Annotated in this window: 12 protein-coding genes; 9 read left to right on the forward strand and 3 right to left on the reverse strand. The window is 32.1% G+C overall.

Annotation, left to right across the window (positions count from 1 at the left end; genetic code table 11):
- Positions 1 to 136 precede the first annotated feature (136 nt).
- The 5 genes from QO200_RS18315 (at position 137) to QO200_RS18335 (ending at position 7,167) form a co-directional block, all read left to right on the forward strand.
- A complete protein-coding gene (locus QO200_RS18315; protein WP_371543160.1) occupies positions 137 to 1,417 on the forward strand; it encodes a chloride channel protein in 1,281 nt (426 codons plus the stop codon).
- A 6-nt stretch (positions 1,418 to 1,423) separates the two neighbouring features.
- Entirely contained in the window at positions 1,424 to 2,023 is a 600-nt protein-coding gene (locus QO200_RS18320; protein WP_371543162.1) for an HPP family protein, read from the forward strand.
- A gap of 225 nt (positions 2,024 to 2,248) precedes the next feature.
- Positions 2,249 to 2,788 carry a hypothetical protein gene (locus QO200_RS18325; protein WP_371543164.1) on the forward strand — a complete coding sequence of 180 codons (540 nt, stop codon included), beginning with the start codon at positions 2,249 to 2,251 and terminating at the stop codon, positions 2,786 to 2,788.
- A gap of 93 nt (positions 2,789 to 2,881) precedes the next feature.
- Positions 2,882 to 3,940 (forward strand): nucleoid-associated protein, encoded by a 1,059-nt coding sequence (locus tag QO200_RS18330; RefSeq protein WP_371543166.1) that lies wholly within the window; start codon positions 2,882 to 2,884, stop codon positions 3,938 to 3,940.
- A gap of 866 nt (positions 3,941 to 4,806) precedes the next feature.
- The gene (locus QO200_RS18335; protein ID WP_371543168.1) at positions 4,807 to 7,167 is read left to right on the forward strand and encodes a GAF domain-containing protein; all 2,361 of its coding nucleotides are present in this window, start codon (positions 4,807 to 4,809) and stop codon (positions 7,165 to 7,167) included.
- On the opposite strand, the gene QO200_RS18340 is transcribed toward QO200_RS18335, so the two are convergent.
- Positions 7,164 to 8,363, reverse strand: a complete 1,200-nt coding sequence (locus QO200_RS18340; RefSeq protein WP_371543171.1) for a Pycsar system effector family protein — start codon at positions 8,361 to 8,363, stop codon at positions 7,164 to 7,166. The genes QO200_RS18335 and QO200_RS18340 overlap by 4 nt on opposite strands.
- A 24-nt stretch (positions 8,364 to 8,387) precedes the next feature.
- Between QO200_RS18340 and QO200_RS18345 the strand changes: the two genes are divergently transcribed.
- Positions 8,388 to 12,116, forward strand: coding sequence for a metallophosphoesterase (locus QO200_RS18345; protein WP_371543175.1), 3,729 nt, complete (start codon positions 8,388 to 8,390; stop codon positions 12,114 to 12,116).
- Here the strand turns inward: QO200_RS18345 and QO200_RS18350 are convergent.
- Together QO200_RS18350 and QO200_RS18355 are read right to left on the reverse strand one after the other, a co-directional pair.
- Positions 12,105 to 12,983, reverse strand: a complete 879-nt coding sequence (locus tag QO200_RS18350) for an SdiA-regulated domain-containing protein (RefSeq protein ID WP_371543177.1) — start codon at positions 12,981 to 12,983, stop codon at positions 12,105 to 12,107. The two genes, QO200_RS18345 and QO200_RS18350, sit on opposite strands and share 12 nt — an antisense overlap.
- Before the next feature lie 48 nt (positions 12,984 to 13,031).
- The gene (locus QO200_RS18355; protein WP_371543179.1) at positions 13,032 to 14,096 is read right to left on the reverse strand and encodes a hypothetical protein; all 1,065 of its coding nucleotides are present in this window, start codon (positions 14,094 to 14,096) and stop codon (positions 13,032 to 13,034) included.
- A gap of 436 nt (positions 14,097 to 14,532) precedes the next feature.
- Here QO200_RS18355 and QO200_RS18360 point away from each other — a divergent pair, with 436 nt between their 5' ends.
- The 3 genes from QO200_RS18360 to QO200_RS18370 are packed head-to-tail and all read left to right on the forward strand — an operon-like array spanning position 14,533 to position 18,631.
- The gene (locus QO200_RS18360) at positions 14,533 to 15,447 is read left to right on the forward strand and encodes an ABC transporter ATP-binding protein (RefSeq protein WP_371543182.1); all 915 of its coding nucleotides are present in this window, start codon (positions 14,533 to 14,535) and stop codon (positions 15,445 to 15,447) included.
- Positions 15,448 to 15,451: 4 nt separating this feature from the next.
- Complete coding sequence (locus QO200_RS18365) at positions 15,452 to 16,288, forward strand: ABC transporter permease (RefSeq protein ID WP_371543183.1); 837 nt, start codon at positions 15,452 to 15,454, stop codon at positions 16,286 to 16,288.
- Positions 16,289 to 16,303: 15 nt separating this feature from the next.
- Complete coding sequence (locus QO200_RS18370; RefSeq protein WP_371543185.1) at positions 16,304 to 18,631, forward strand: choice-of-anchor L domain-containing protein; 2,328 nt, start codon at positions 16,304 to 16,306, stop codon at positions 18,629 to 18,631.
- The last annotated feature ends 5 nt before the right edge of the window (positions 18,632 to 18,636 follow it).

Genomic DNA, 18,636 nt, shown 5'->3' on the forward strand with positions numbered 1-18,636 from the left:
GACTTAAATGTCCTTTCTTTTGAAAAAATTATCCTATCTTTTTTCCTGAGAGTTGCATTAATTAATTGAATCTAGTATTCTTTAAATTTGCAGTCCTTAAAAACCTTATATAAACTAAGGTTCACAATATATTTACATGAATACTACTGCCCGCATCAAAAAAAACATGCAATTAATAAAATTGCGGAAATTAATTATTGTTTCTGTTTTGATTAGTTTTCTTTCTGCTTTTTTAGGAATCACATTAAAAAAACTAACGGAGCATTACGAAGAAATTTTTTCTAGCCAAGCTTATTTACATCCCGTCTTTATATTTATTTTTCCAGTTTTCGGATTGTCAGTAATTTATTTTCTGAGACATTATATGTTTAATAAAAAAGAGAATAAAGGAATCAATGAAGTTTTTGAGAGTACAGGGTCTAAAACCAAAAACTTACCAAAATCAAAGATTGCTTCCCATTTTATCAATGGATTGCTAACTGTCATCTTTGGGGGTTCTACAGGAATTGAAGTTTCTACCGTTGTGGCTACAGCTACTATCGGTTCTGTGGCGCAACGCAAACAAAATATATTTAAAGAATATAAGACGGAATTGATTTGTGCGGGAATAGCTGCTGGAATCACGGCACTATTTAATAGTCCTATCGCGGGGCTATTTTTTGTACTCGAAGTTATTTCGAGAAAAATTACACGTACTTTTTTAATTAGTAATATTATTGCTGTTACTGTTGCTTTTGGACTTGTTCTTTTAATAGATGAGAAACCCATATTTGCTGTAAACATTACAACATGGCATGCAAGAGCTATTCCGTATTTTATTTTATTAGGGATTATTGCTGGGATTAATTCTGTTTATCTAACACGTTGCGTATTGTTTTTTAAAAATAATCTAAGCCAAATAAAAAGTCACTACTACAAGATTTTAATAGGATCTGTAATATTAAGTTGTTCTTTATTTTTCTTTCCGCAATTATATGGAGAAGGATATCACGCAATCAAAATGATTTTTTTGAATCCTAACGAGGTAAAAATATCTTATAGTTTACTATCTACCTTTATAGGTATCATTATATTAAAACCCATTGTCACATCGGCTACTTTATTTTCTGGTGGAGATGGCGGTGTTTTTGCTCCTAGCCTATTCATTGGTGCTTTTTTAGGATTATTTGTAGCGCTACTCTTAAACACTTACTTAAACGCAAATATAATTCCGGTTAACTTTATGGTCATAGGAATGGCAGCGGTTTTAAGTGCTAGTATTCACGCCCCTTTTACTGCGCTATTTTTAATTTGCGGCTTAATAAATGATTACACTTTATTTTTTCCCATTTTAGTGGTTTGTCTTATTTCAAAATACACCGCAAAGCTGATTTATCCACATTCTGTATATTCCTACGCTGCTAGTGTAGCAAAATAACATTTTATGCCTACCGAAAAAATTAAAAGAAGTTATCGTAAGACCAAATACATACTTTATAAAGAAACGCTAGTTGATTTTAGAGAAAAATTTTGGTCGTTTGTTGGTTCCTTTATTGGGATTGGGACTCTTGCTTATTTACAATCACGAATGCTTCCAGATTCTGATGTACTATTTCTTATAGGATCTTTTGGTGCATCCTCTGTTTTGATTTATGGCATTATCCAAAGTCCGCTAGCACAACCTCTAAATTTGATTGGTGGTCACGTTATATCTGCAATTGTAGGAGTAACTGTCGCTAAATTTGTTCCTGACATCTTATGGTTAACAGCAGCCTTATCCGTTTCACTTTCTATTATTCTAATGCAACTGACAAAAACATTGCATCCTCCTGGAGGAGCTACCGCTTTGATAGCAGTAACTGGGTCGGCACAAATAAAAAATTTAGGATATTGGTATGTAATTTCACCTGTACTTAGCGGAGTATTAATTCTTCTGGTTGTTGCCTTAATTTTTAACAACATGACGGTAAACAGGTATTACCCTATCCATGGAAAATACCACAAATTCAGAAAAATAATACATAAATCTATCAATAACAAATAATTATAATTCTATATAATTACTACTGTTTTATTTTTATTCGAATAATTAAATCGTAGCAATCCTTATTATTGCTATTTTAAATTGGCAGACCTATAAATAGTTGATTTGGTTCTTTATAAATGCATACGCAAAAATCTTATCAACAAATCTAGAATCTGTGTTGAAAGTTCGGGATGAAATATAAAATTAAATTTTACCTTTGACCTCTCATTAAAAACAAAGATTATGGTTTACAAATTCAGAGTAATTCTAGATGCAGAAGAAGATATATTCAGAGATATTGCAATACTTGCAGATGACACTTTAGAAGATTTACATAACGCAATATTCAATTCCTTTGGTTTTGACGGTATGGAAGTAGCCTCGTTTTACACTTGTGATGAAACATGGAACCAGGAAGATGAAATTTCGCTTTTTGATACCGGCGATGTTATTGGGGAGCAAAAAACGATGAGCTCTTACCAATTGTCAGATCTATTAGATGCTGAAAACACAAAAATTATCTATGTATATGATTTCATTAATATGTGGACATTCTTAGTTGAATTGGCCGCAGTTGAAGAACAAGAAGTAGGGAACTTATATCCCGAAACTTTATTTTCTCATGGTGAAATGCCAGATGAGGCAATAGAGAAAAACTTTGAAGCAGACAATGCTGATGACTATGCCAATGATTATGAAGACGGTCTAGACGAGGAGGACCTTGATATGTTTGAAGGAGACGATAGTTTTGAAGACTTTGGATTTGAAGAAAACTGGAATTAGAATAGTAAAAAATAAGAATAAAGAGCCAAGATTAAAGACTTCTCTATTGTCTATAATCTTGGTTTTTTTGTCTAAAAAAAATAAAACACAAAAATGATCAACTTATTTAACACACACATCGAGACTCTTTCTATTCATAGAGTAGGAAACAAAAGTCGTAACGAAGCTATCTTCTTATCAGAGCAACCTTTTAGTCTTCAAGATGAAATTGTGCCTCTTATAAAAGAGTTTTTCTTGAAACCTTTTAGAGAAAAAGAAGAAAACTATTTTCAGTTTGCACATGAAGTTGATTTGGATTATAACGACATGTATAAATTTACTTCAGCGATTTTTGAAAATCCAGCAAGTTTACATGAAAATTCAAAGAATATCACTAGGCATTTATTCGAACAATCGAATCATCCTCACATTAAAAATGGAGAAGTGTATGTCACTTATCTAACAAACGTAAATATCGATAACAATGTCGTTGATGCCATCGGTATTTTTAAAAGTGAGCTGCAAGCTGATTTTTTACAGTTTGAAGAAAAAGGAACACATTTAGAAATGATACTTCAACAAGGTATAAACTTGAGCAAACTAGATAAAGGATGTATCATTTTTAATCATAAAAAAGAAGAAGGATATAAAATATTAACTGTGGACAGTAACCGTTATGATGCGAGATACTGGTTAGAGCATTTCCTTTCTGTTGATGCCTTTGAAGATGAGAATTTTATCACTAAAAAATATTTGAAGTTCTGTCAGAATTTTGCAAAAGACGTAGTTTTTCCTGCTGAAGACAAAAAAGAGGAAGTGATGTTCATGAACCGTTCAGTGAATTATTTTGCCAAAAATGATCAATTTGAAGAGACTAACTTTTTGAACGAAGTTTTAGACAATCCAGACCTGATTCCGGAATTTAAAAATTACAAAGTTGACAAAGGAGAAAAATACAGTATTGAAGATGTAACCTCATTCCCCATTGCTAATGCTGCAGTTACAGATGCTCGTAAATCAATAAAAAATGTAATCAACTTAGATACGCATATCCAAATCAAAATGGATTTCATCAATCCTGAAAGCGCAGAGAAATATGTTGAAAAAGGTTGGGACGAAGAAAAACAGATGTATTACTATTTAGTATACTTTAACAAAGAAGAAAAATCGTAAAGCTATTTTTCACTTCTTTTCCTTTTAAAAAAGCCTCAATCACTAATTTAGTGATTGAGGCTTTTTCTTTAATACACTAATAACTAGTCCATTCACATTTTTGTATTTAGTTACTACAATTCCAGTTTCGAGTAGGAAATTATTTCTTTTTATCACAAAAAGATGTTTTTAATCGATTAAATTGTTGTTTTGTCGATATTTTCAATAGTTTTAGCGAACTCAAATCTACCTAAACGCCACCATTACCATTATGAGTACAATCGAAATCAAAGAAAATTTTCTAAGTAAAAAATTATATTGTTTACTTTTTGGACACAAAATTATTACAACCCGTAATATTACCAGTCATTTTAAGGAATACAAATGCACTATTTGTGAATTAGAATTAACAAATGATGAAAAAGGAAACAAAACGTTTCTTACACCAGAGTTAAAAGAGATAAACGACACTTTAAAAAGTTTTTGTGTAAAAAAACTTCAAAATATCTAGTTGAAACCTTGCCGCTAATTTAGTTCTATTAAACTAATAGAATAAGAGCAATGCTTAAAGCATTTCACCGCTGATTATCCTTCTTTTAAAAATCAAAAAACAAAGCTAGAAGAGCAACACAAATCTGGAATCCTAGTTTCGCGCCTAATTATGTTTCCTAAGGTGAAACCAAAACTACAAAACAGTTCTAACTATACGGACATTCTTATAGTTTTCGGCAACAAAATCAAAAATCTACCTCGATTTAGTATTATTTCTTTGTTGTGTTTAAAATATTAAACCTCCAATTACCTTAGTGACTAGCGTTTTTTTCATAAATTTGCATGGTAAAAAAACTCCTTTTCTAGTAATTTTACATTTTTAAATCCGCATCATAATGAACACTACTATATTCAACGAAAGTCCTTTTAAAACGCTAATTTCCTTTCACAAACTAATCGAATCTTTGGAAGAAATTGCTCTATCAGATGTTGATTATCGTTCTAATTATGCAAAGGCGTTATTAAAAGAAATTGAACCAATACCAGAATTTAGAACTGGAATTGAGGATTTATCGATTATAGAAAATAACAAAACACTAATAAATTATTTACTTGCTGATTTATTCCCCACTTCATTAACAAATAATGAGATAAAAGCCGTTACCATTCCGTTTCAAAATTTCACTTTTAATTATTCTGAAAGATTCAAAAAAATATTAATTGCTGCAGGAGATTTTGATTTAACGATAAGAGATTTTAACGACGATCAATTTTATATACTAAGCTGTATCCTTATATTAAATTCCTATTACCATCAGCACTTCGATTACAACAGACCTTTATTTTATGACATTCCAAGTTCAAACGGAATTATAAATCATTATCGAATTCTCTACAATGCAGATTTCATAGAAATTTATCCTACAGAAAAAGCCGTTGCATTATCATCTGAAGACATTGATGAATTAATGGACAATTATAGCAATATCGATTTATGGAAAGAGAAATTTCCTTTAGAAAGTTGGATTCTAAAAGGTTTTGGAATAGTCACCCTTTATGATGCTACTAAAGAAAGTGCCATCTCTAATTTAAAAAGTAATCTTTTAAAATCTGAAAAAGGGCAAAATGACATTAATAAAAATTCAAATGCCATCTTTAAATCAATATTTAAAGTTCCTGATTTAAGAATAGGCCTTGTTATATATAGCGCAGAAGAAGGTAAATTAATAAAACCTCCTTTTAAGAATGAGGAACGGGAAAGCTTCATTCTTCTGGATGAAAAAGAAATCCCTTGTGAAAAAGCATTTCTGGGATGCTCTTATAATACTCTTTTAGAAGACAAAAAACCATTCTCAATTTCTAGCGTGGAGCATTTTGCCACTATTCCTGGTAATGAAAGATTTGCTAAACATTTACTGGATCAGGGTATTAAAAGTTGCATTCTAGCGCCTGTAATAAAAAACAATAAATTATTGGGGATTATGGAACTCGTTTCATCTGAACCTCGACAATTAAATAGTATAAATGCAAACAATCTAGACCTTATACTTCCTTATATCGTAGATACGCTAGAACGATACAATATAGATTTAGAAAACCAAGTCGAAGCTATAATTCAACGTGAATATACAGCGATACACTCTAGTGTATATTGGAAATTTCGAAATGAGGCACAAAAATATTTCCATACAAATACCGCTAACAAGGATTATATTTTCAAAGAAATTGTTTTTAAAGAAGTGTATCCCTTGTATGGTCAGATTGACATCAAAGGGTCCTCTGAACACCGAAATTCAACTGTAAAAGAAGATTTAAAAAATCAACTGAGTGCATTATTAGCCATTTTTAAAAATTTAGAAGCAAACAGTACGCTTCCTTTACTAGAGCAACGAAAATTTGAAATGCAATCGTACTCAAGAGAATTGCAATTAGAATTAAAAGCAGATACAGAGCAACAGATTCAAACCTACATTCAAAAAGAAATACACCCCATTTTATCGAATTCGAAAATTGAAGGCGAATGTCAATTATTAATAAATAACTATTTTGAAGAATTAGATCTAAAAACAGGTCTGTTTTATCAAGCACGCAAACAATTTGATGATGCAATGGCTATCATTAACAAAAAGATGGCTACTGTTCTAGATAAGGAACAAGTGGAAGCACAAAATATATTCCCACATTATTTCGAAAGATTTAAAACAGATGGAGTTGAACACAACCTCTATATTGGCGCTTCTATTTCTCCTTCACAGCCCTTTGACTTAATGTATCTGAATAATTTAAGGTTATGGCAATTTCAAACATTGTGTAAAATGGAATTAGAGCATCATCATCTTAAATCTTCACTTCCATATGAACTCGATGTAACCTCTTTGATTTTAGTGTTTAGTTCTCCTATTTCAATCCGTTTTAGAATGGATGAAAAACGTTTTGATGTCGACGGAACCTATAATGCCCGTTACGAAGTGGTAAAAAAACGTATTGACAAAGCCAACATAAAAGGAACAAAGGAAAGAATAACTCAAAAAGAGAAAATAACCATAGTCTACTCTCATTCTTACGAAGAAACAGAATACTTAAAATACATCAAATTCCTACAGTTTAAAGGGATCCTAGAACCAACAATTGAGCAATTTGACGTCGAAGAACTGCAAGGTGTTTCTGGGTTAAAAGCCCTTAGAGTAAAAGTGTGCAACACGAACATCGATACTGAAAAATACAGCTATCAAGATTTAGTAGAAGAGTTAAATTAGACGTGAATAGAATTAAATGCAATTATAAAAGCAATAACAGAAACTATAATTCCAATCATGAATATATTGTAAGTAATTCTTAATAGATTGTATTTTTTCTCTAAAACTAATCCCAAATAGTACAAATCTTTAATCATCGAGTTGTATAAATGACTGTCATCTTTCATCATTTCGTTAACCGCCCATTCATATTCGTCTAAAGGCATTTTATAAAAATTACCAAAGAAAAGTAAATTCACTTTTTTGTCCTCAATGTCTTGCCTTGTAAAAGTACCACTAGTAACTTTTGGACGTGTTGAAAGTATGGCAAAAATGATAGAAACCACACTAAACATCAACATTATAAATGTGGGAATGACTAAATAGTCATTGCGTACATTATCCAACTTTGGAATAATTGATGATAAGGCAATCGATATAATAATCGCGTTAACCGACAATAATATATTTGCTTTACTATCTGCAATTCCGCTTAAACGGGTGTGATTACTCAATGTAATTCTGAATAAAGTATCTACTCCTCTACTTGTTTTCCCATTAGTAGGTTTCTTTTTCTTTTTCTTCTTCTTTTCAGCTGCAACAGAATCTTCAGCCGTTTGATTTTCGATTTTATTTATATTTTCTTTTATCAATTTGATGTTGTTTTCTTTAATGGGTTGCCAGTTTTCAAGGGCATAATCAGTGTAATATACGTGATATTTAGATAATATTTTAAGGTTTTCTTTGGCCCATTCTTGATTTGTGTAGAATTTTTGACTGGTAACCTCCCATTCCTTTCTTAAATTCTCGCAAATAGACAAATAATCCTCTCTTCCAAAATGAGAATAATCAGCATCTCTAATGATTTTTTCGAAAATAGTTTTAGGCACATAATCATAGGTTGTTGCTTTTATAATTTTAGAAACAGCATTAATAAACGCTTCATCTTTACCCTTGCCTTTTAAAAAATCTCGTACAATAGCAATACTCGCATCTTCATGATTATCACAACCTTTAGTATAACCCGTATCATGAAACCATGCTGCTATGACAATGATCTCAGTCTCTAACGGCGTTAAATTCTCTCTGTCTGATAGCATTGTAACTGCCGTAACCACATCAAAAGTGTGGTCTAAATTGTGGTAAATAAATGAAATAGAAAGTTTATCTTTGAATAATTTACGGACAAAATCTTCGGCTTGCGCTATAATGGTCATAACAAATTTTTATACTACTAAATTATGAAAATGTTTTCGGATAATCGATTTATCAAAAATAAAATATTTCTTTACTTACCGATAGTACTCCTTTTGCTACAATCATGTGCAACTAAAAAGGCTCAATATGGTAATAAAGTAGAAAATCCGGTACCCCAAAACGTAGTAGACACGGCAAAAATTGTGCATACCTTTTTTTTAATTGGCGATGCTGGCAATGCTGATGAAGCCGAACCTCAAAAAATGTTGCAATTACTACATGAACAACTTCTAGTGGCCAATAAAAACAGCACTTTACTGTTTCTAGGAGACAATATATACCCGAAAGGATTACCGAGTAAGAAAGACGAACCCGCCTATAAAATTGCCGAAGACAAATTATTAGCTCAACTAGCACTTTCTAAAAAGTTCAAAGGGCAGACCGTTTTTATTCCCGGAAACCACGATTGGTACAACGGAATCAAAGGGCTTGAAAAACAAGGCGAATTCATCACTGATTATTTAAAAGACAAAAACGCATTTTCACCCAGTAAAACCTGTGCAATTGATGATTTAGAAATAAACGACTTAGTTACTTTAATTACTATTGACAGTCAGTGGTTTTTAGAAGACTGGAATAAATCACCTACAATAAATGATAACTGCGACATTAAAACTCGTGAGGATTTCTTTGCTGAATTAGAAAGTTTACTAAGTAAAAACAAAGACAAAACGGTAATTTTAGCGCTGCACCATCCATTAATGAGTAACGGTACTCATGGAGGACAATTTTCTTTAGAAAAGCAACTTTTCCCTCTGGAGCAAAAAATTCCCCTGCCCATTATTGGGTCGGTTATTAATTTTTTACGAAAAACATCAGGTATTAGTCCGCAAGACATTCAAAACAAAAAGTATAGCGCATTATCAAACCGCATTCAAACGTATGTAAAAGGTTTCAATAATGTGATTGTGGTTTCTGGACACGACCATAATTTACAATACATTGATCATGAAAATGTCAAACAAATTATAAGTGGAGCTGGATCTAAATCAGAAGCTGCAAAGGCGGTTTATCCAAATGATTTTTCATACGGGAAAAATGGTTTTGCAACACTATCTCTTTTTGACAACGGAAAAGCAATGGTTTCTTTTTACGGAAAAGAAAATAACAAGTTAAATTTATTGTTTCAGAAAACGATTTTATTTCCACCAACAAAAGTAACACTAGACTATCCTACAAAATTTCCACAGACTACTAAAGCTTCCGTTTATACTCCCGACATGATTCACAAAAGTAAGTTTCATAATTTTTTATTTGGAACACATTATCGTGAATATTTCGGTACACAAATAGCAGCAAAAACAATCACTCTTGACAAACTTTATGGAGGTCTGACGCCCACAATTGCAGGCGGTGGTCATCAATCTAAATCTTTACGACTTGAAGATTCTAACGGTAAAGAATATGTAATACGCGCGGTTAAAAAAAGTGTATCTCGCTTTTTACAAAGTGTTGCCTTTAAAGACCAGTATGTTGAAGAGCGCTTTAAAAACACATTTGCCGAAGAGTTTTTATATGATTTCTACACCACATCACATCCTTATGCCCCTTTAGCAGTGGGTAATTTAGCTGATAACATTGGAGTTGCACATACTAATCCATTACTCTATTATATCCCAAAACAAAACCAGCTAAAAGATTTTAATGCTGATTTTGGCAATGAATTGTACTTAGTAGAAGAACGCCCATCCAAAGAACAAATAGATGTGGCGAGTTTTGGCAAACCAGAGGACATAATAAGTACATATGATGTACTAGAAAAACTACACAAAGACGAGAAATATTCTATTGATGAAAAAGAATATATTAAAGCTCGTTTGTTTGACATGCTAATTGGTGATTGGGATAGGCATTATGACCAATGGCGTTGGGGAGAATACAAACAAGACAAAAAAGTAGTTTACAAGCCTATCCCAAGAGATCGCGACCAAGCGTTTTCAAAGTATGACGGAGCATTGCTTTCTATTTTAATGAATATTCCCGCTTTACGCCACATGCAATCTTTTAAAGAAGACATCAAAAACGTAAAATGGTTCAATAAAGAAGCCTATACATTAGATTTAGCATTATTAAAAACTTCGACAGAAAAAGAGTGGCTTGAGCAGGCTAAATACATTCAAGAAAATCTCTCGGATCAAGAGATAGATCGTGCTTTTGTCAATTTACCAAAAGAAGTTCAAGATCAAACGATTGAAGACATTAAGCATAATATAAAATCTCGCAGAGAATTGCTGACAAAATATGCTAGGAATTATTATAAGGTGTTACAAAAAACAGTTATAATAGTAGGCACAAACAAAGATGATAAATTTGTTATCGACCATAAGGGCAAAAAAAATCTGGAAGTTGCAGTTTATAGACTAAAAAAAGAAGGAGATGAACTTCTTTATAAAAAGTCGTTTACTAATGCGCACACTAAAAATATCTGGGTATACGGTTTAGACGATGATGATGTTTTTGAGGTAAAAGGAGCGAACAAATCGAAAATAAAAATCCGATTGATAGGTGGACAAAACAATGATATTTACAATGTAGAAAATGGTAAAAAAATTACAATTTTAGACTTTAATTCTAAAGAAAATACTTTTAACCTAGATCACAGAGCTAAAAAATCACTGTCTGATGATTATGAAACTAGCCTTTACGATTACAGAAAACCCAAATACAATGTATTCTCAGGCTTACCTATATTAGGTTTTAATCCTGATGACGGTATAAAATTTGGAATTATTGCTAACTATACCATTAATAAATTTAAGCAAAATCCTTATACACGAAAACATACTTTAAAAGCAAATTACTATTTTGCTACAGGAGGATTTGAATTACTTTATAATTTAAGTATTCCTAAACTTTATAAGGATTGGGATTTCGATTTCGCAACACAATTTACAAGTCCTAATTTTGCCATCAACTATTTTGGTTATGGTAATAACTCCGTAAATAATGATGAAGAAGACGGAAAGGATTATAATAGGGTTCGCATTAGAATTGCAAAATTCGCACCACAAATCACAAAAGTAGGACTTTATGGAAGCGTTATTAATTTCAAAACAGAATTTGAAAATATTGATGTTGAGAGAACAAAAGATCGTTTTATAGCAATCCCAAATACGGTTAACCCAACAGTTTTTGACAACCAATTATTTGCAGGTGCAAGCTTAAAATATAGCTTTGATAATTATGACAACCCCGCTTTTCCAACATTAGGTATGGGATTTTCTATTACTGGAGGTTGGAAAATAAACTTAGAAGACACAAAGCGAAATTTCCCTGCAATAGAATCTAAGCTTAGTTTTAATCATAAAATTGATGCAAACGGAAAAATTGTTTTAGCAACTCTACTTAAAGGAAAAGCGATATTAAACGATAATTTCGAATTTTATCAAGGAGCAACTTTAGGAGGTGATTATGACTTAAGAGGTTTTAGAAATGAACGTTTTATAGGGAATTATTCCTTCTTTCAAAGTAGCGATATTCGCTGGAATATAGGAACAATCAAAAATAGTTTTATCCCTATGTCTTATGGAGTTCTAGGCGGTTATGACTATGGAAGAGTATGGCTAAAGGGTGAAGAATCTGATAAATGGCATCAATCAGTTGGTGGCGGATTATGGCTTAATGGATTAGATGTTCTTACAGCAAGAATCACTTATTTTAAAAGTGCCGATGATCAGGCGCGTTTTACTTTTGGTCTAGGACTAGGTTTTTGATTTTAACTTTTTCAGGTTTACTTCATAAACCTTTCCTCCCATTTTTTTAGTTTTTTCATCAGCGATAAAAACTGTTTTATTGTCTTTAAAGCTGATGCTTTCTTTTTGAGAATAATGCTTTAAATCAAGTTCCTTTACAGTTCCTGACAAGAAATCATCCTTTTTATAACCCTCAAAAAGCCAAATTTTACTATGACTCAAAAGCACTACTTTTGAGTCATCAGGGCTAATAGCAGCACTTGTGATGGCATCAGTATTATAATCGTTTCCAGTAGTAAACTTTCCAATTAACTGTGCTTTTTGAAAGCCTGCTTTATTTACAATTTTATATATGCTGCTGGTACCGTCAAAATCTTTACTCCTATTTTTAGTAAAGAGGTAAAAGAAACCGTCATACTCAAAAAAACTTTCTACATCAAAGACTAAGTTTTTCTTCTTTGGCGGAAACTCTGTTTGTTCTGGGTAGGCAAAGTTTATTTTGTAAGCTGGAGAAACTGAACCAGATTTCAGACCAGTTTTATCTATTTTATAAATACATAAATCCTTTCTGTCATTTTCATTATTCCCAAAATCACCTATATACAAATTACCTTGATTATCTTGAGTAATATCTTCCCAATCCCTATTTTTAGTATTGGTTATTGTAATTTCATTTTCAATTTTTCCTTCTGGATTTAGACTATAAATTTTATTAGCATTCCCGCTATCTTCCAAAGTCCAAAGTAAATTGGTATCTTCTGCATAACTAATTCCAGAGACTTCTTTAAGTTTTTTTGGTAAGGAGTATAGAGTAGATAACACACCTGAATCTTGCTGACAGGATAGTATTAAAAAGGAAACAGAAACAATCGAAATGTAGTTTTTCATATTCTAGGCTAAAATAGATTAATAGGAATGAACTTTGGAGCGTTTAAATTAAAACCCAGGCTTAAATAAATTAGCATTTTTATAATTTCTGGTAACAAATCGGAAGGCTGCTGTTAAAACATTCCCCATCCTTTTAGCATTTTTAAAATTCAAATCATTTGTAAATAAAAACAAATCGTTCTTTAGCCGTTGTACATGTTCATCAGGGGCAATAAGGTCATTTCCCATAATCTTCAATAGCCTTTTAATACGTGTTTCTGCCGAAAGGATTCTTTTAGCTAATACCGCCCGTTCTTCATTCTTATATTGTTCAATGGAGCTATCCTGCAATTTATCCTTCACTAATTTTACCATTGGATAATTCTCTTTAAAGAACTGCGGTCTATAAATCTTGAAATTCCCCTCATAACATTGCTGATCAAAATCAATGGGGCGAATTCTATACACTACCTGGTCAAAATCGTGAATGGGTACAATTACATAATTATAAGCACGCATATCTCCTAAAAGACGTATCATACAACGCTCATTAAACTTTACAAATTCTTTGGCTATCTGTGCTTTTTCGGTTTCGCTACAATCCTCCAAAAGTGTTTTTATAAATACATCTCCTGGAATTCCCATGATATGCTCTTCAATTAATGTATCTTCATATACTAAGAAGTTGATCTTGTCAGGAGATAAAATATGTTCTAATTCCAGTCCATATACACGCGAAGCATCTGCTTTTTTTACGTAAAAATGAGTGTAATTATCATTTAATATGTTTCTAACTTTTATTCGAAAAGGCTTCGAATTCCCAAAAGTGCAATAATCAATTGAATCTACATTCAAAAACTTAATAATGTCTAAATTTCCATCAGAATGCAAAAGTGAATAGATCTTTTTTAAAGTTAGATCAATTTCCATTCTTTCAAATTCATTATAATACACCCTAATCCATAAGGTATCTACCTCTTGCTTATCGTAAACGTTTATAGCTCCTGAGAACCGCAATAAATCATCATAAACTACAGGAACTTTAGAGATACGATCAAACCGACCTAAATAATCAAAAAGGGCATTATTTATAGGATAGGATGGTTTTTTAAACAGTACTTCAGAATCGCTCATTATGTTGATTTTAATGCAAATTTACGTCAATTTATAGCTATATGATAATAAAACACAAACTTCTTAATTTTTCAGAAGTATAAAAGACTAAGAAGTCCACCCTAATTTTCTAAAATTATCAGTCATAAAATACAATTCTCCAGACGATAAAGTTTCTCCTAAAATTAATTACGAAATCAATAGATGGTAATTTCTTGATGAGTCTACTCTTTTAACTATTAAAGGAAAAATCATCATTTTATTGTTACCTCTTTCCTTGCTCCTTATAATATCGAAATGCTAAAAAACAACATTGCTAAAAACTATGTCATAAGTCCCATTACTACTCAAAAATTAGAAGAAGCAACCGCCTTAACCCCATAACAAACTAATTTTGCTATAACGGTAACAATTTGTTAATTTGCTCGTCCTATATGTAATATAAAAAACCAACATTTTGGAAACTATCCTTTCTATTAAAAATCTTAGCAAACGCTTTGGAAGTGTGCAGGCCTTAAAAGATATTTCTTTCGAAATAAAAAAAGGCCACGTTTATGGTATTCTAGGCCCTAACGGAAGCGGAAAATCAACAACCCTTGGAATTGTTTTGAATGTGGTCAATAAAACTTCGGGGGAATACAGCTGGTTTGATGGAAAAATGGAAACCCATGATGCTTTGAAAAAAGTGGGAGCTATTATCGAAAGGCCCAATTTCTACCCTTATATGACGGCACAGGAAAATCTAAGGTTAGTTTGTAAAATAAAGGATATTAGTTATGCTAAAATTCTTGAAAAACTACAACTTGTGGGTTTAGATGAAAGAAAAGATAGTAAGTTCAGCACCTTTTCATTAGGAATGAAACAACGCTTAGCGATTGCCTCTGCCCTATTAAATGATCCAGAAATATTGATTTTAGACGAACCTACTAACGGTTTAGATCCGCAGGGAATTCATCAAATTAGAGATATTATAAAACAGATAGCTGCGCAGGGAACTACTATTTTATTAGCCTCTCATTTATTAGATGAAGTCGAGAAAGTGTGTTCACATGTCTTAGTTTTGAGAAAGGGACTTGTCCTCTATTCTGGGAGTGTACATGGCATGTCATCCAATGAAGGTTTTTTTGAGCTACAAGCCGAAGATTCTCAAGCTTTGATTGAAGTTTTAAAAACGCACCCCGCTATAGAAAGTATTAAACAAGAAGAAGAGAAAGTTTTTGTATATCTAAAAACTCCTTTAGAAGCCGCGGTTTTAAATAAATTCCTTTATGAAAACAATATTAATCTAAGTCATTTGGTTAAACGCAAACACAGTTTGGAAGAGCAATTTTTAGAATTGACAAAAAATGCTAAACCAACACTTAAAAACTAAAAAAATGAAAAGATTATTATCTATTGAATTACAAAAAATATGGATGAACAAAGCAAGTCGGGTTTTGACTTTGACCTACTTCATTTTACTTTCCTTTATAGCGTTAATCGCATCCATAAAATTTGACATTGGTTTTTTTAAAATCCATCTTGCTGAAATGGGTATCTTTAATTTTCCTTTTATTTGGCATTTTAATACTTATATTGCTGCAATTTTAAAATTATTCTTAGCCATCGTTATTGTCTCCATGATGGCAAATGAGTATAGCTACGGTACTTTAAAACAAAACCTGATTGACGGATTGAGTAAAAAAGAGTTCGTTTTGTCTAAATACTTGACCGTCCTCTTATTTTCTTTTTGCTCTACTGTTTTTGTATTCATCATGAGTTTAACATTAGGATTTGTATTTTCATCTTATACAGAGTTATCCATAGTTTTTTCTCAAATGGAATATCTACTGGCATTCTTTGTCAAATTAGTTGGTTTTTTCTCCTTTTGTTTATTTTTAGGAATACTGGTAAAACGATCTGCATTTGCATTAGGATTTCTGCTAGTATGGAATATTATTGAGGGAATTGCTAAGGGCATTTTAACATTTAAAATATTCCCAGATAATAAAACAGCTGATTATATAACTCAATTTTTTCCCTTAGAATCCATGTCAAATTTAATAGTAGAGCCTTTTTCTAGGTTATCAGTTATAAAAAATATTGGAACACAAATTGGAGTGGATAGCATTAAAGATTACAGCGTCCATTTTTCATCTCTACTTATTGTATTGTCCTGGTCGATTATATTTATGTTACTTTCTTACAAGCTGTTAAAAAATAGAGATTTATAGTATATTTGTTAGACTATGAAGTCTCTAAAAATAATATCGATTTATTTTTTTCTTTTTTTCATTCCCTTGATGGGAAGTGCACAATCAATAACGGTAAATGATTCTTATACTGCACAAAAACTTGTAAATCGATTGACAAATAATGGTTCGTGCTCCACTACTTCAAATCCTAGTGTTTCAGGTGACACTTTTTCAGGAACTCAAAATAGTTATGGCTATTTTAATTCAGGAGCAAGCAGTTTCCCTTTTACGGAAGGTATTTTATTAAGCACTTGGAGTAGTGTAAAATCCGAAGGTCCTTATGTTGAAAATATTCCTGCCGCAGACAGTAATCAATGGCTAGGAGATCCAGATTTAGATACCGTTTTAGGAAAGTCTACGCTAAACGCAACAGTTTTAGAATTTGATTTTACACCTTTAACCAATTTTTTAAGTTTTGATTATATATTTGCTTCTAATGAATACCAAAGCTTTTTTCCTTGTAGCTATTCCGATGCTTTTGCTTTTTTAATAAAAGAATCCGGAAGCACTGCTCCTTATCAAAACTTGGCTCTAATTCCAAATACCACGATTCCTGTAACCTCCACAAATGTGCACCCTCTAATTCCTGCTGTAAATCCACCACCAGCTTTTGGAACAAATGGTTGTCCAGCAGTGAACGAATCCTATTTTGGAGCATTTAACACCTCTTCAAGCCCAATAAATTACGCTGGACAAACTGTTATAATGAACGCTCGAACCAATGTAATTCCTAATAAAACCTATCACATAAAACTAGTAATTGCAGACAATGAATCTACAACATTTAACTCAGCTGTTTTTATAAAAGCTGGCAGTTTTACGTCTAAAATAGATTTAGGTACGGATCGGTTAGTGTCCACAAATAACGGAATCTGTTATGGAGAGAATTATGTTATAAATACAAGCTTACCGTTAACTAATACTTACAAATGGTATAAAGACAATATTCTAATTGCCGGTGAAACAAGTGCTTCTTACACCGCTACAGCTGCTGGCACTTATAGATTAGAATTAGATGTTCCTAATTGTACCTCTTCGGGTGAAATAAAAATTGAATATACTCCAGAAATAGTATTGAACAATACTACTTTAGTACAGTGTGATGATAATGGGGATGGAATCTCCACTTTTAACTTAACGAAAGTAGACAGTAAAATCAAAAATAATGATTCTTCTTTAAATCCAGTTGTTTATTACGAAACATTGGCAGAAGCCAAAGGATCATCAAATGCGATTGCAAATTCTACATCGTATACGAACAAATCTCAAAATCAAATCTTATATGCAAAAGTTACTAATTCTTATGGTTGCGAAAAATATGCTGAATTAACACTCCAAATTTCTAATGAAAGTATTACTCCTCAAAATCCATTTACAACCTGTGACGCCGATGCAAGCCAAGACGGTTTATCTGTTTTTGATCTAAAAACAGATATAACTCCCGCTGTTTTAAATGGACTGCCGGCTGGATTAGATGTAGAATACTATTTGAGTCCAGTAGACGCTATTTTACAAAATAATGCACTTCCTAATTTATTCAATAATACGAACCCCTATCAACAAATTATTTTCGCAAAAATAATAAACGGCCCCGATTGCTATGATATCACACCTATCACACTTATAGTAGAAACATTTAGCCCTCCAAATTTTGAAGATGTAAATGCAAGCTTATGCAATGGAAACTCGTTGAACCTATCAATAGCAACAGGGTTTTCAAGCTACTTATGGAATACAAGAGAAACAACAAATTCAATAACAGTAGCTTCGGCAGGAGACTATTTCGTCACAGTTACCAATTCAAACGGATGTGCAGCAACTAAAAATTTTCATATAAATAGTTCAGAAATAGCAACTATAAACGGAGCTACAATAAATGATTTCGCCGGAAATGAAAATTCAGTAGTAATAGAATATACAGGATCAGGAGATTATGAGTTTTCAATTGACGGTTCCTATTTTCAGGATAATCCTCAATTTGAAGGAATAGCTGCAGGAACTTATATCGCTTATGCACGGGATAAAAATGGCTGTGGTTTATCAGATCCCTTTGTTTTCTACGTATTAGATTATCCCAGATACTTCACGCCTAACGGAGATGGCTATAATGATTTTTGGAATATTGACAATCTTGATCTATTACCAAAATCCACGATAACCATATTTAATCGCTATGGAAAATTACTGAAAGAAATAAGCCCATCAAGTGTAGGATGGAATGGGACCTATACTGGACATCCAGTAGTCGCTGATGACTATTGGTTTAATTTAACTTTTGAAGACGGAAAAATCATAAATGGTCATTTTTCTTTAAAAAGATAATAGAT

Origin of the sequence: Flavobacterium sp. Arc3, assembly GCF_041431375.1 — a bacterium.
Taxonomy (GTDB): Bacteria; Bacteroidota; Bacteroidia; order Flavobacteriales; family Flavobacteriaceae; genus Flavobacterium.